Annotated in this window: 16 protein-coding genes; 9 read left to right on the top strand and 7 right to left on the bottom strand. The window is 69.7% G+C overall.

What is annotated here, in order from left to right:
- Positions 1–35 precede the first annotated feature (35 nt).
- Entirely contained in the window at positions 36–956 is a 921-nt protein-coding gene (gene gcvA, locus ASD35_RS20045) for a transcriptional regulator GcvA (protein ID WP_056876713.1), read from the top strand.
- 5 nt (positions 957–961) lie between these two features.
- Here gcvA and ASD35_RS20040 read toward each other — a convergent pair whose 3' ends face one another.
- The 3 genes from ASD35_RS20040 to ASD35_RS20035 form a co-directional block, all read right to left on the bottom strand.
- Positions 962–1,675: a YebC/PmpR family DNA-binding transcriptional regulator gene (locus tag ASD35_RS20040; RefSeq protein WP_056876712.1), complete on the bottom strand. Its 714-nt coding sequence runs from the start codon at positions 1,673–1,675 to the stop codon at positions 962–964.
- Positions 1,676–1,736: 61 nt separating this feature from the next.
- Entirely contained in the window at positions 1,737–2,069 is a 333-nt protein-coding gene (locus tag ASD35_RS27405) for a hypothetical protein (RefSeq protein ID WP_157275674.1), read from the bottom strand.
- A 58-nt stretch (positions 2,070–2,127) separates the two neighbouring features.
- Positions 2,128–3,219 (bottom strand): S1C family serine protease, encoded by a 1,092-nt coding sequence (locus ASD35_RS20035; RefSeq protein WP_056876711.1) that lies wholly within the window; start codon positions 3,217–3,219, stop codon positions 2,128–2,130.
- A gap of 59 nt (positions 3,220–3,278) precedes the next feature.
- On the opposite strand from ASD35_RS20035, the gene ASD35_RS20030 reads away from it, so the two are divergent.
- From ASD35_RS20030 to upp, 5 genes are read left to right on the top strand one after another with little or no spacing between them, the layout of a single operon-like run.
- A complete protein-coding gene (locus ASD35_RS20030; RefSeq protein ID WP_056876710.1) occupies positions 3,279–3,926 on the top strand; it encodes a DUF4124 domain-containing protein in 648 nt (215 codons plus the stop codon).
- Positions 3,927–3,932: 6 nt separating this feature from the next.
- Positions 3,933–4,646, top strand: a complete 714-nt coding sequence (locus tag ASD35_RS20025; RefSeq protein WP_056876709.1) for a DUF1624 domain-containing protein — start codon at positions 3,933–3,935, stop codon at positions 4,644–4,646.
- 9 nt (positions 4,647–4,655) lie between these two features.
- Positions 4,656–5,447: a polysaccharide deacetylase family protein gene (locus ASD35_RS20020; protein ID WP_056876708.1), complete on the top strand. Its 792-nt coding sequence runs from the start codon at positions 4,656–4,658 to the stop codon at positions 5,445–5,447.
- A 24-nt stretch (positions 5,448–5,471) separates the two neighbouring features.
- Positions 5,472–6,212 carry a 23S rRNA (guanosine(2251)-2'-O)-methyltransferase RlmB gene (gene rlmB, locus ASD35_RS20015; protein WP_056876707.1) on the top strand — a complete coding sequence of 247 codons (741 nt, stop codon included), beginning with the start codon at positions 5,472–5,474 and terminating at the stop codon, positions 6,210–6,212.
- Positions 6,213–6,244: 32 nt separating this feature from the next.
- On the top strand, positions 6,245–6,877 hold the full coding sequence (upp, locus tag ASD35_RS20010; protein ID WP_056876706.1) for a uracil phosphoribosyltransferase: 633 nt from the start codon (positions 6,245–6,247) through the stop codon (positions 6,875–6,877).
- 4 nt (positions 6,878–6,881) lie between these two features.
- Here the strand turns inward: upp and ASD35_RS20005 are convergent, their stop codons facing one another.
- Positions 6,882–8,063, bottom strand: a complete 1,182-nt coding sequence (locus ASD35_RS20005) for an acetylornithine transaminase (protein WP_056876705.1) — start codon at positions 8,061–8,063, stop codon at positions 6,882–6,884.
- Positions 8,064–8,145: 82 nt separating this feature from the next.
- Here ASD35_RS20005 and ASD35_RS20000 point away from each other — a divergent pair, with 82 nt between their 5' ends.
- Entirely contained in the window at positions 8,146–9,123 is a 978-nt protein-coding gene (locus tag ASD35_RS20000) for a GlxA family transcriptional regulator (protein ID WP_056876704.1), read from the top strand.
- Positions 9,124–9,227: 104 nt separating this feature from the next.
- Positions 9,228–9,692, top strand: a complete 465-nt coding sequence (locus tag ASD35_RS19995; RefSeq protein WP_056876703.1) for a hypothetical protein — start codon at positions 9,228–9,230, stop codon at positions 9,690–9,692.
- On the opposite strand, the gene ASD35_RS19990 is transcribed toward ASD35_RS19995, so the two are convergent.
- From ASD35_RS19990 to ASD35_RS19980, 3 genes are read right to left on the bottom strand one after another with little or no spacing between them, the layout of a single operon-like run.
- Positions 9,693–10,235: a chromate transporter gene (locus tag ASD35_RS19990; protein ID WP_056876702.1), complete on the bottom strand. Its 543-nt coding sequence runs from the start codon at positions 10,233–10,235 to the stop codon at positions 9,693–9,695.
- The gene (locus ASD35_RS19985; RefSeq protein WP_056876701.1) at positions 10,232–10,783 is read right to left on the bottom strand and encodes a chromate transporter; all 552 of its coding nucleotides are present in this window, start codon (positions 10,781–10,783) and stop codon (positions 10,232–10,234) included. The genes ASD35_RS19990 and ASD35_RS19985 overlap by 4 nt, the downstream gene beginning before the upstream one ends.
- Positions 10,780–11,787 (bottom strand): D-2-hydroxyacid dehydrogenase family protein, encoded by a 1,008-nt coding sequence (locus ASD35_RS19980; protein WP_056876700.1) that lies wholly within the window; start codon positions 11,785–11,787, stop codon positions 10,780–10,782. The genes ASD35_RS19985 and ASD35_RS19980 overlap by 4 nt, the downstream gene beginning before the upstream one ends.
- A 78-nt stretch (positions 11,788–11,865) precedes the next feature.
- Here ASD35_RS19980 and ASD35_RS19975 point away from each other — a divergent pair, with 78 nt between their 5' ends.
- Positions 11,866–12,375: a DUF1993 family protein gene (locus ASD35_RS19975; protein ID WP_056876699.1), complete on the top strand. Its 510-nt coding sequence runs from the start codon at positions 11,866–11,868 to the stop codon at positions 12,373–12,375.
- The last annotated feature ends 122 nt before the right edge of the window (positions 12,376–12,497 follow it).

The raw sequence follows: 12,497 nt of genomic DNA, 5'->3' as shown, positions 1-12,497 counted from the left end.
ACGATCATTCGGAAGGCTTCGCATTCCGCCAGCGCATGTCAACCAAACCCTTCGACCGACTTCCGCCGCTGCAGTTGCTGGCTGCCTTCGAGGCCGCAGCGCGGCACCTGAGCTTCACGCAGGCGGCCGCGGAGCGCTTCGTCACCCAGTCGGCCATGAGCCGGCAGATGCGTGCGCTGGAGGAGGAGCTGGGCGTCACGCTGTTCGAGCGCCGTCACCGCGCGCTGGCGCTCACGGAGGATGGCCAGCGGCTGTATTCGGCCTGCGCGGCTGCGCTGAACACGCTGCGCGTGGCCGTGCGCACGGTGCGCGAGCCGCATCAGCGCCAGGTGCTGGCGTTGACGACGACGCCCGGCTTCGCCTCGCTGTGGCTGATCCCGCGGCTGACGGCCTTCACACGCGCCAATCCGGGCATCGACGTGCGCCTGGACGCGGGCCTGGGCAACCGCAACCTTGCCAGCGAGGGCTTCGACCTCGCCATCCGCTACAGCCCCGTCGGCGCGGCGCAGGGCCGGCAGCTGTTTGCTGAATCCATGCTGCCCGTCTGCAGCCCGCGCCTGGTTGGCGAGCTGGACCTGCCGCTGCGCGAGCCGCCCGACCTGGCGCGCCACACACTGCTGCACTTGGCCATGGACGGCGACAGCGCCGGCATGCCCGCCGAGTGGGAGCCGTGGCTCAGCGCCTGGGGGCTGAGCGACCTGCGGCCGGCGGCGCGGCTGAGCTTTTCGAGCTATTCGGAGGCCATTGCCGCCGCCGTGGCGGGCCAGGGCGTGGCCTTGGGGCGGCGCCCGCTGGTGGACGCGCTGCTGGCCAGCGGCCAGCTCGTCACGCCCTTCGACGCCGGCATCGAGTCCGCGCGCGCCTACCGGCTCATCGTCGACCCGGCGGCCAGGTCGCGGCAGGCGGTGAAGGCCTTCGAGCGCTGGCTGATCGAAGCAGCCGCCAACCCCGGCTGACCGGCCTACCCGGCCAAGCCGGCGTACACCTGCTGCACGTCTTCGTTGTCGTCCAGCGCGGTGAGAAAGCTCTCCACCTCTTCCAGCTGCTCGGCGCTGAGGCTCGCCGGGTCGATGGGATTCTTGGGCCGGTAGCCCAGCTTGGCGCTCAGCACGGTGAAGCCTTGCGCGGGCAGGGCACGGCTGACGAGGTCGAGGTCGGTCGGGTCGGTCAGGAAGACGGTGACGCCGTCCTCATCCGCTGGCAGCAGGTCCTGCGCGCCGGCCTCGATGGCGGCGGTGTCGGCATCGGCGCCGGGCGTCGCGGCCTCGGCTTCGATCAGGCCGAGGTGGTCGAAGTCCCAGCTCACCGAGCCCGGCGTGCCTTGCTGCCCCTTGCGGAACAGCACGCGCATGTCCGACGCGGCGCGGTTCACGTTGTCCGTCAGCACCTCCACCATCACCGGCACGCGGTGCGGCGCAAAGCCTTCGTAGATGACCTGCTCGAAGTGCACGGTCTCGCCGGTCAGCCCGGCACCCTTCTTGATGGCGCGGTCCAGCGTCTCCTTGGGCATGGACACCTTGCGCGCCTGCTCCACCACCAGCCGCAGCTTCGCGTTGTCCTTGGGGTCAGCGCCGCCGCGCGCGGCAATCATGATGTCCTTGGCCAGCTTGCCAAACAGCCGGCCCTTGGCATTGGCGGCGATGTCTTTGTGCTTGGCTTTCCATTGCGCGCCCATGGGGTGTCGTCCTGTTTTGTCGAGTGAGCCCAGCGCGGATGTGGCGTCCTGGGCAGGGGCACTACTTTACGGGCTGGGTGCTTGCCCGATCGGCCTTGCAGCCCCAAGAGGGCACGAGCTTTTCTTCGCCCTGGCGAAGCCCCCCGATGTGCTGGATGTGTTGCCCATATCTCGGGTCAGAGCGTGGAATGACGATCAACGCATGACCCACCGCGCCGTCCTCGGTTTCCGCTCTGAGCATGAGCAACAGCTCACCGCCCTCTCCCAATCGGGCTGCGCCAATGAAAGCGGGGCAGCGGTCGATGTCGACAGGCTGCGGGGGCGCAATTGCAGTGCAACCCTGAAGGGTTGCTGTTGCGGCAAACACAGCGAGCCGCAGCGAAACGATCTTCATGGGTGTGGTTGGCAGGTGGGCGGAGGCAGGCCGAGGGATTCGGTCCTGGGCCGGATTCTTAGTCGGAACTCCCCAAAGTCGCCGCCACCTTCCTCGTCTGCCCCGCCCGCCAGACCGTTAACGTCACCTTCTCCCCGATCTGCCGCGTCTCCAGCAGCGACAGCATGTCGTCCAGGTCCGCCACAGCGACGCCGTCGACGGCGGTGATGACGTCCCCCTGCACGATGCGCCCGCTGCGATCGCGGCCGAAGGGTTTCAAGCCGGCCGCGGCGGCGGGGCTGCCGTCCGCTACGTTGACCAGCAGCACGCCCTTGGGCGCGCCCAGCGCCTTGGCGAGGTTCTCAGGCCCCGACGTCACGCCCAGCGCCGGCCGGATGAAGCGGCCGTCGCGGATCAGCCGCGGCACGATGCGGTTGACCTCGTCGACGGGAATCGCAAAGCCGATGCCCGCGCTGCCGCCGCTCGGGCTGTAGATCGCCGTGTTGACACCGATCAGCCGCCCCGCCGAATCCAGCAGCGGCCCGCCCGAGTTGCCGGGGTTGATCGCCGCGTCGGTCTGGATCGCGCCCTTGATCGTGCGCCGCGTGACCGACTCGATCTCGCGGTTCAGTGCCGAGACGATGCCGGTCGTCAACGTCTGGTCCAGGCCGAAGGGGTTGCCGATGGCGTAGACCTTCTGGCCCACCTGCAGCTCGCGGCTGGTGCCCACCGAGATCGCCGGCATCTTGTCGCGCGGCGCCTCGATGCGCAGCACGGCGATGTCGCGGTCGGGGAAGGCGCCGACCAGCTTGGCCGGGTAGCTGCTCTGGTCGTTCAGCGTGACGGTGGCGCGGTCGGCGCCCTGGATGACGTGGAAGTTGGTGACGATGTGGCCGGCGTCGTCCCAGACGAAGCCGGTGCCGGTGCCGCTGGGCTGCTCGCTGGTGCGCAGCGAGAAGAAATCTCTTTGCACGGCCAGCGTCGTGATGTGCACCACCGACGGGCTGACGCGTTTGAAGACACCGATGTTGTTCATCTCCTCGGCGTCCAGCGCGCCGCGGGCGCTGACGGCGCGGGGCTGCGCAGCCTTGTCTTGGGCCTTGGTCTGGGCACAGACGCAGCCGGTGCTGAACAATGCGAGGAGTGTCAGGGTGAGCAGTCGCTTGGACATGGTGGAGCAAGCAGCGGTTTCGGATGGGCCGCATTTTCAGTGGAGAGCGGAGGCCGGCAATGAAGCATGTGGGTTTGAGCCTGGGACTGTGCCTGGCGCTGTCCAGCGCCTGGGCGCAGCAGGTCTGGAAATGCGAGACGGAGGGCCGGGTGCGCTTCAGCGACAAGCCCTGCCCGGGCAGCGGGCAACCGGTGTCCGAGCGCAGCTTGCAGCCCAACGTGGTGGACGGCATCAAGCCCGAAACGGTGCGCGCTGCGCTCGGCGCGTCGGCGGCGTCCGCAGTGGATGCGCCAGCGCAGGCGCCGGTGGGCAACGTCTGCCCGGGCGACGATGAGATCCGCGGCATGGAGACACGCGGCAACTCGACGACGCTGGGCGACGAGGAGCGGCAGTTCCTGCAGGACGAGGTGCGCCGCGCCTGGCAGTGCCGCAAGGGACAGGGCCGCTACACCGACGCCGACTGGGCCATCAGCCGCCAGGCGCAGGCGCGGCAGACCAACACCGGCGATCGTGACCGCCGCGACGCCCGGCTGCGCGCCGAGGCCATGCACAGCGCCGCCGATCCCGACGAGGGCGACCGCATCGCCCGGCGGCGCATCGCGGAGGAGCGGCTGCGCCAGCGTCAGCAGCAGCAGCTACTGCCGCAGGGCTTCGTGCAGCGCGGCAACCCCAGGGGCCAGAATGCGGCCTCTTCGCCGACTCCCTGACGCGCCATGCCCGCGGCCGCCGCCGACACGCTGCAACGTTCCGACCGCCTCGACGCACTGCGTGGCCTGGCCATCGTCTGGATGGCGGCCTTCCATTTCGGGTTCGACCTGAACCACTTCGGCTGGATCCGCCAGGACTTCTACCGCGACCCGGTCTGGACCTGGCAGCGCACCTGCATCGTCAGCCTCTTTCTGTTCTGCGCCGGTGCCGGCCAGGCGCTGGCGGTCATGGGCGGGCAGGGCGCGGGCCGATTCTGGCGGCGCTGGGCCCAGGTGGCCGGCTGTGCGCTGCTGGTGTCGGCCGGTTCCTGGTTCATGTTCCCCGACAGCTGGATCAGCTTCGGTGTGCTGCACGGCATCGCGGTGATGTTGTTGCTGCTGCGCCTGGGCCTGGCGCGGCTGCCGAATGGCGTGCTGCTGTTGCTGGCAGTGCTGGCGATTGCCGCGCCGCAGCTGGTGCAGCACCCGCTGTTCGACACGCACTGGACCAACTGGGTCGGCCTGGTCACGCACAAGCCCGTCACCGAAGACTACGTGCCCGTGCTGCCCTGGCTGGGCGCCATGCTGCTGGGCTTCGTCACGACGCGTGCGTGGCCGCGGCTCTGGCAGGGCGGCGCACCGCGCCCGCTGGCCGTGCTGGGGCGCTGGTCGCTGAGTTTCTACATGGTCCACCAGCCGGTGCTGATCGGCACGCTGGTGGCGGTTCAATCCTTGCGTTGAAGGCATGTGATGAAAAAAATGCTCGTGGCCGTGCTCGGCCTGGTTGTCTCGCTGGCGGCGCACGCAGCGCCCTTCGTCTGGCCCAACGGCGCGCAGGCGGCTGTCACGCTGGGCTACGACGACGCACTGGACAGCCAGCTCGACCACGCCATCCCGGCACTCAACCAGCGCGGCCTGCGCGCGAGCTTCTACATCCCCATCAACGGCCCGACGCTGCCGGCCCGCCAGCACGAATGGAAGGCCGCCGCCGCCGCGGGGCATGAGCTGGGCAACCACAGCCTCTTCCATGGCTGCTCGGCCAAGGGCCCGGGGCGCGAATGGGTGCTGCCGCACCGCGACCTGGAGCGCCAGACGCCGGCCCAGGTGCAGGAGCAGGTCATTGCGGCCAACACCTGGCTGCAGAGCCTGGACGGCAAGACCCGGCGCACCTTCACGCCCCCCTGCCTGGACCTGAAGGCCGGCGGCCAGGACTTCGTGACGGCGCTGCGGCCGCACTTCGTCGCCTACCGGGCGGCCAATCCGGCGATGGTCACCGACGTGGCCGCGCTCGACCCCTATGCCGTGCCGGTGTACTTCGTCGAAGGCTGGACGGGCGAGCAGCTGATTGCCCTGGTCGAGAAGGCGGCCACCCAGCGCGCGATGGTGCATCTGCTGTTCCACGGCGTGGGCGCCGAGCACCTGAGCGTGAGCCGTGAGGCGCACGACGCGCTGCTGGACCACCTGGCGAAGAACAAGGCGCGGCTTTGGACCGACACGATGGTCAACGTCATGGAGAACGCGCGCGCGCAAGCCGGCCGTTGAAGCGATGCGCCGACAATGGCGGCCATGAGTTCCCCCAAGTCCGTCCTGTTCGGCTTCCACGCCGTCACCGTCCGCCTCAAGACCCATCCCGCCTCGGTCGCCGAGGTGCATTTCGACCCATCCCGGCGCGACCAGCGCATGCGCAGCTTCGTCGAGCGTGCCAAGGAGGCCGGCGCCAAGCTGGTGGAGAGCAGCGACGAGCGGTTGACCCAGCTGGCCGGCAGCCCGCGGCATCAAGGTGTCGTCGCGCGCGTGGCGGCCATCGCCCAGCCGCACTCGCTGGACGACGTGCTGGATGCCGTGGAGGGCCCGCCCCTGGTGCTGGTGCTCGACGGCGTGACCGACCCGCACAATCTCGGCGCCTGCCTGCGCGTGGCCGATGGCGCCGGTGCGCATGCCGTCGTCGCGCCCAAGGACCGCGCGGTGGGCCTGAACGCCACGGTCGCCAAGGTCGCCAGCGGCGCGGCCGAGACCGTGCCCTACCTGATGGTCACCAACCTGGCACGGACCTTGAATGAGCTGAAGGAGCGCGACATCTGGGTCGTCGGCACGTCCGACCAGGCGGAGCGCTCGATCTACGACCTCGACCTGAAGCGCCCGATTGCCTTCGTGCTGGGCGCCGAAGGCGAGGGCATGCGCCAGCTGACGGCGAAGACCTGCGACGAACTGGTGCGCATCCCGATGGCCGGCGCCGTCGAGAGCCTGAACGTGTCGGTGGCCTCGGGGGTGTGCCTGTACGAGGTGCTCAGGCAGCGCAGTCGATAATTCTGACTGTCTAGAAAAAAAGGAAGTCCACCATGGCCGTCATCGAAGTCACGCACCCCCTCGTCAAGCACAAGATCGGCCTGATGCGCGAGGCCGACATCTCGACGAAGAAGTTCCGTGAGTTGACGGGTGAGGTGGCGCGGCTGCTCTGCTACGAGGCGACGGCCGACTTCCCGCTCGAGAAGGTCCACATCGAATGCTGGAGCGGCCCGGCCGAGGTCGACCAGATCGCCGGCCGCAAGGTCACCGTCGTGCCCATCCTGCGCGCCGGCCTGGGCATGCTGGACGGCGTGCTGGACATCCTGCCCAATGCCAAGGTCTCGGTCGTGGGCCTCGCGCGCGACCACGAGACGCTCAAGCCGGTGAACTACTTCGACAAGTTCGTCGGCAACCTCGAAGAACGCACGGCGCTGATCATCGACCCGATGCTGGCCACGGCCGGCAGCATGATCGCCACGGTCGACCTGCTGAAGGCGCGCGGCTGCCGTGACGTGCGCGCGCTGGTGCTGGTGGCCGCGCCCGAGGGCGTGAAGGCGCTGGAAAGCGCCCACCCCGACGTGCGCTGCTGGACAGCGGCCATCGACAGCCACTTGAACGACGTTGGCTACATCATTCCTGGCCTGGGCGACGCGGGCGACAAGATCTTCGGAACCACGCAAGGCTAGTCCTTCAGCCCAGCACCTCGCGTAGCGCACGGCGCAGCAGCGCGAGGCCTTCTTCCATCTCGGCCGCAGTGATGTTCAGCGCCGGCATCAGCCGCAGCAGGTGAGGGCGGGGCGCGTTCAGCAGCAGGCCCACCGGCGCCAGCGCCTGGGCTGCGGCGACCACCTCGGCCGCCTGGTCCGAGGCCAGCACCAGCGCCCGCAGCAGGCCGACGCCGCGCTCGCCCACCAGGCCGTGGTCCTGCACGATGGCCTGCAGGCCGTCGGACAGCTGTGCGGCGCGGGCCCGCACACCGGCGAGGAAGTCGCTGCGGCAGACCTCGTTCACCACGGCCAGGCCGACGGTGGCCATCAGCGGGTTGCCGCAGAAGGTGCCGCCCTGGTCGCCCGGCTCAAAGCAGTTGAAGTCCTCCTTGCACAGCAGGGCCGCCAACGGCACGCCGCCGCCCAGCCCCTTGGCCAGCGTCATCACGTCGGGCTCGATGCCGAAGTGTTCATATGCAAAGGCACGGCCGCAGCGTCCGATGCCGGTCTGCACCTCGTCGGCGATCAGCAGCACGCCGCGTTCCGCCGTCAGCGCGCGCAACTCGCGCACGAAGCCCGGGTCGGCAACGACGACGCCCGCCTCCCCCTGCACGAACTCGATCATCACGGCCGCGGTGCGCGGCGACATCGCGCGCTCCACTGACGCGATGTCGTTGAGACGCGCCTTCGTGAAGCCCGTGGGCATGGGCGGGTAGATCTCGCCCCAGCCCGGCTTGCCCGAGGCACTCATCATGGCCAGCGTGCGGCCATGGAAGGCCTGCTCGAAGCCGATGACTTCGTGCGCGCCGCCGCGCCTGCGGCTGCCCCAGCGCCGCGCGAGCTTCACCGCGGCCTCGTTGGCCTCGGCGCCGGAGCTGGCCAGGAAGACGCGGTCGAAGCAGCTGAGTTCCACCAGCCGCCCGGCCAGGTCCAGCAGCGGCCGGTTGTAGTAGGCGGGGCTGGGGTTCAGCAGCCGCTGCGACTGCTCGAGCAGCGCCTGCGTGATCAGCGCCGGGCTGTGGCCGAGGCTGTTGACGGCCCAGCCCTGCACGAGGTCCAGGTGGCGCTTGCCGCCTTCGTCGGTGAGCCAGGCGCCCTGGCCCTCGATGAAGACCGTGTTCGGCCGGTGGGTGATGGTGAGGAGGGCGTGTCCGGGGTCGCTCATGGCGCGTCCTGCGTTATCGAAGGGCGCCAGTTTGTGGCGGGCGGACAATGACCGCCATGACGCAGTTCCCTCCTTTTCTGCCATGACCTGCCGCATCGCCTTCGTCGTTTTCCACGACTTCCAGCAGTTCGACCTGGCCGGGCCCATGGCGGTGTTCGAGGTCGCCCGCCTAGCGAAGCCGGGCAGCTACGACTGGCGGCTGGTGGCGAGTGCGCCGCCCGCCGTGCGCAGTTCGGCGGGCGTGGCCTGGCCGGCGCAGGGGCTGCCGCGCCGCCTGGGCGACCTGGACCTCGTCATGGTGATCGGCGGCGACGGCGTGGATGCGGCCTGCGGCGATGCCCGCCTCATCGGCTGGCTGCAGCGGGCCGGCCGCTCGGGGGCACGCATCGCCAGCATCTGCAGTGGCAGCCTGGTGCTGGCGGCGGCAGGCCTGCTGGACGACCGCACGGCGACGACGCACTGGTCGCGCGGCCGCCAGTTCGCCACCGACTTCCCCGCCGTCCGGCTGCAGCCCGACCGCATCTACGTGCGCGAGCCCGCCGTGCGCGCGCAGCAGCGGCCCGAGATCTGGACGAGCGCCGGCATGACGGCGGGCATCGACCTGTGCCTGGCGCTGCTGGCCCACGACCATGGCGAGGAGATCGCGCGCGAGGCCGCACGCCAGCTGGTGGTGGAGCGGCGCCGGCCGGGTGGCCAGTCGCAGTTCTCGCCGTTGCTGGACCTGCAGCGTCCGGACGGCCGCTTCGGCGCGTTGCTGGACGACGTGCGCCGCGACCTGCAGCGCGACCACCGCGTGGAAGAGTTGGCGGCCCAGGCCTGCATGAGCCCGCGGCACTTTGCGCGCTGCTTTCGCGCCGAGACGGGCGCCACGCCGGCGCAGGCCGTGGAGCGCCTGCGGGTGGAGGCGGCCCGGGCGGCGCTGGAGGGCGGTGCGGCCTCGGTGCTGCGGGTGTCGCTGGACTGCGGCTTCGGCAACACCGAGCGCATGCGCCGGGCCTTCCTGCGGCTGCTGGGGCGGCCCCCCACGGCCTTCCGACCCGGCGGCGGCAAGGCGGCGTGAAATTTCACCCGGCGCGCGATGATCCCTGGCGACCGGCCCTTGCGTCAGTAACGGCAGGCAAGCCAATCCCTGGCGAGCCACCGACTTGATCCAAGGAGCCCGTCATGGCCACACTTTCCACCCCCACCATCACCCTCGGCGCCACCAACAGCGGCAAGCGCGACGTGACCGTCGCCGGCACGATGAACTTCGACGCCAGCGACGTCGGCCGCACCTACCGGCTGGAGATCAAGCTCTACGGCGAAGACCTCTCGGGCGACAACCTGCCCTCGGGCGACAGCGGCGCGGACGACCTCATCAGCACCTACATGTGGCCCGTCGGCGGCCTGCTGATCCGCCCCTACAAGGCCGTCACGGTGCTGGCGGCCGGCACCGTCAACTTCTCCGAGAAGCGCGCCATCGACACCAGCAAGCTGGACGAGGACGCCGGCACGGTGGTCGTCGGCTGGGCCGACATCAACACGCCCATCATCATGCCGCGCTCCGACGAGGTCTATGCGCAGGTGACGCTGAGCGCCGCACCGGTCACCAAGCGCTCGACGACCGTGCAGGCCGGCCTCGGCGTCTGATCAGACGAAGCCCAAGGCACCCGCGACACCGCCGGCCAGCACCATCCAGACGAGGCCCAGCCTCGTCTTCAGCGTCAGCACGATGGTGGCGACGATGAGCGCCAGCGCCCCCCAGCGGTGTTCGTCGGCACGCAGGAAGGGCAGGGCGAGCAGCCAGCCGGTGGCGATGATGAGGCCCAGCGTCAGCGGCATCAGGCCGGCCGAGAAGGCGCGGATGCCGATGTGGCCGCGGTGGTCGCGCATCCAGCGCGTGGCCGTCAGCGTCAGCACGGTGGACGGCAGCATGATGCCCGCCATGGCCGCGGCGGCGCCGGCCAGGCCGGCGACGTTGAAGCCCAGCACCGCGACGAAGAGGATGTTGGGGCCGGGGGCGGCCTGCGCCAGCGCGACGGAGGAGGTGAAGCTGGTGTCCGTCAGCCAGCCGGTCTTGTCGACCAGGAAGCGGTGCATCTCCGGCACCGTCGAGATCGCGCCGCCGATGGACAGCAGCGACAGCGTCAGGAAGTGCAGGAAGAGGCTGCCGAGGTCGACGGGCGTCGTCATGACCGCAGCCTCCACCAGGCCACCGCCATGCCGCCACCGCCGAGCAGCGCCAGCACGCCGACCAGCGGCCAGCGCAGCAGACCGATCAGCACGAAGGCCGCGACCGCCAGTGCAATGGACAGCGTGCGGCCCATCGGGTTGGTCATCAGCGCGGGCAGCAGCTTGATGCCGGTGGCCAGGATGAGCCCGGCCGACACGGCACCCATGCCGCGCAGGGCATTCACCGCCACCGGATGGCTGGCCAGCTCGCCGTAGACGATGGCCAGCACGAGCACGATGACGGCCGGCGCGGCCAGCATGCCGCCCAGCGCCGCCAGCGCGCCGCGCAGGCCGAAGAAGCGGTCGCCGATCATCATCGACAGGTTGACCACGTTGGGCCCCGGCAGCACCTGGGCGATGGCCAGCGTCTCGACGAACTCTTCCTTGCTCATCCAGCCCAGCCGCTCCACCAGCTCGCGCTGGGCCACCGCCAGCACGCCGCCGAAGCCTTGCAGCGCCAGCCGCGTGAACGCGATGAAAAGCGCGGTAAGGGAGGCCGGACCGTTCAACGCAGGACCTTCAACGCGTCCGGGTTGACGATGTTGGTCGGCTGGAGGTTGATGAAGTTCAGCACGTTGTCGAAGGCGGCGTCGAAGTAGAGCTCGTAGCTGTCCTGCTCCACATAGCCGATGTGCGGCGTGCAGACGGCGTTCTCCAGCCGCAGCAGCGGGTGGCCCTGCAGGATGGGCTCGCTCTCGAACACGTCGATGGCCGCCATGCCGGGGCGGCCGCGGTTCAGCGCCGAGACCAGCGCGCCTTCGGTGAGCAGCTCGGCCCGCGAGGAGTTCACGAACAGCGCCGTCGGCTTCATGTGCGCGAGGTCCTCCGACGTGACGATGCCGCGCGTCGCCTCGCACAGGCGCAGGTGCACGGACAGCACGTCCGATTCGGCAAAGAAGGCCTCGCGGCTGGGCGCGGCGCCGTAGCCGTCGGCTTCCGCCTTCAGGCGCGAGGCCTCGCTGCCCCACACCATGATCTGCATGCCGAAGGCGCGGCCGTAGCCCGCGACGAGCTGACCGATCTTGCCGTAGCCCCAGATGCCCAGCGTCTTGCCCTTGAGCACCATGCCGACGCCGAAGTTGGCCGGCATGGATGCCGCCTTCAGCCCCGCCTGCTGCCAGGCGCCGTGCTTGAGGTTGCCGATGTACTGCGGCAGCCGGCGCATGGAGGCCATGATCAGCGCCCATGTCAGCTCGGCGGGCGCCACCGGGCTGCCGACGCCCTCGGCCACCGCGATGCCCAGCCGCGTGCAGGCGTCGACGTCGATGTGGCTGCCGACGCGGCCGGTCTGGGAAATGAGCTTGAGCTTGGGGAGCTTCTCGAGCAGCTGACGCGGGAAGGCGGTGCGCTCGCGGATCAGCACCAGCACCTCGGCATCGCGCAGCCGTACGGACAACTGGCCGATGCCCTTGACCGTGTTCGTGAAGACCTTGGCGTTCAGCGGCTCCAGCTTGGCGGCGCAGCGCAGCTTGCGCACGGCGTCCTGGTAGTCATCGAGGATGATCACATTCATGGCCGGAACATTGTGCCCTCGGCCTGCGCAGGGCTAAGGCCCGCTGGCTACCATCGGTTTCCCTCAAGGAGACCCGAGATGCCCCAGATTTCCCTGCACGCCGCGAGCGCGCCGGCCTTCGCCAAGATGCTGTCCAACATGCTGAACTGGCTGGACGCCGCCAAGGCCTATGCCGAGGCGCGCAAGTTCCCGACCGACAACTACCTCACGTTGCGCCTGGCGCCGGACATGTTGCCGTTTGCCAAGCAGATCCAGATCGCCAGCGACGCCGCCAAGGGCTGCGTGGCCCGCCTGGCCGGCCAGGAGATCCCGAAGTACGAGGACAACGAAGCCACGCTGGACGAGCTGGCCGAGCGCATCCGCAAGACGCGCGACTTCGTCCTCTCGGTGCCGGAAGCGGCCTTCGAAGGCGGCGAAGGCCGCGAGATCACCATCCCGCGCCGCACCGGCGAGCCGCTGAAATTCGACGGCCTGACCTACCTCAACCATTTCGCGCTGCCCAACTTCTACTTCCACGCGACGACGACTTACGCCTTGTTGCGCCACGCGGGCGTGCCGCTGGGCAAGGGCGACTACCTGGGCGGCTGACGGCACCGCCTCCAGGGTTCCCCCCTGGTTTGAACCTGCCAGGGTGGGAATTGCTGCGCAAACGGCGGCCTGTTCGCTGCACCTCCCGGGCAGGTACGGCTTGAGAATGTCCGGACGATCCG

It is taken from the genome of Pelomonas sp. Root1444 (genome assembly GCF_001426885.1).
In the GTDB taxonomy this organism is placed as follows: Bacteria; Pseudomonadota; Gammaproteobacteria; order Burkholderiales; family Burkholderiaceae_C; genus Pelomonas.
The sequence above is the reverse complement of the archived record's forward strand: the minus strand, read 5'-3'. Positions and strand labels throughout refer to the sequence as shown.

Excerpts from the sequence above, each read along its gene's own strand:
- gcvA (WP_056876713.1), top strand. The coding sequence starts at position 36 with ATGTCAACCAAACCCTTCGACCGACTTCCGCCGCTGCAGTTGCTGGCT.
- ASD35_RS20040 (WP_056876712.1), bottom strand. The coding sequence starts at position 1,675 with ATGGGCGCGCAATGGAAAGCCAAGCACAAAGACATCGCCGCCAATGCC.
- ASD35_RS27405 (WP_157275674.1), bottom strand. The coding sequence starts at position 2,069 with ATGAAGATCGTTTCGCTGCGGCTCGCTGTGTTTGCCGCAACAGCAACC.
- ASD35_RS20035 (WP_056876711.1), bottom strand. The coding sequence starts at position 3,219 with ATGTCCAAGCGACTGCTCACCCTGACACTCCTCGCATTGTTCAGCACC.
- ASD35_RS20030 (WP_056876710.1), top strand. The coding sequence starts at position 3,279 with ATGAAGCATGTGGGTTTGAGCCTGGGACTGTGCCTGGCGCTGTCCAGC.
- ASD35_RS20025 (WP_056876709.1), top strand. The coding sequence starts at position 3,933 with ATGCCCGCGGCCGCCGCCGACACGCTGCAACGTTCCGACCGCCTCGAC.
- ASD35_RS20020 (WP_056876708.1), top strand. The coding sequence starts at position 4,656 with ATGAAAAAAATGCTCGTGGCCGTGCTCGGCCTGGTTGTCTCGCTGGCG.
- rlmB (WP_056876707.1), top strand. The coding sequence starts at position 5,472 with ATGAGTTCCCCCAAGTCCGTCCTGTTCGGCTTCCACGCCGTCACCGTC.
- upp (WP_056876706.1), top strand. The coding sequence starts at position 6,245 with ATGGCCGTCATCGAAGTCACGCACCCCCTCGTCAAGCACAAGATCGGC.
- ASD35_RS20005 (WP_056876705.1), bottom strand. The coding sequence starts at position 8,063 with ATGAGCGACCCCGGACACGCCCTCCTCACCATCACCCACCGGCCGAAC.
- ASD35_RS20000 (WP_056876704.1), top strand. The coding sequence starts at position 8,146 with ATGACCTGCCGCATCGCCTTCGTCGTTTTCCACGACTTCCAGCAGTTC.
- ASD35_RS19995 (WP_056876703.1), top strand. The coding sequence starts at position 9,228 with ATGGCCACACTTTCCACCCCCACCATCACCCTCGGCGCCACCAACAGC.
- ASD35_RS19990 (WP_056876702.1), bottom strand. The coding sequence starts at position 10,235 with ATGACGACGCCCGTCGACCTCGGCAGCCTCTTCCTGCACTTCCTGACG.
- ASD35_RS19980 (WP_056876700.1), bottom strand. The coding sequence starts at position 11,787 with ATGAATGTGATCATCCTCGATGACTACCAGGACGCCGTGCGCAAGCTG.
- ASD35_RS19975 (WP_056876699.1), top strand. The coding sequence starts at position 11,866 with ATGCCCCAGATTTCCCTGCACGCCGCGAGCGCGCCGGCCTTCGCCAAG.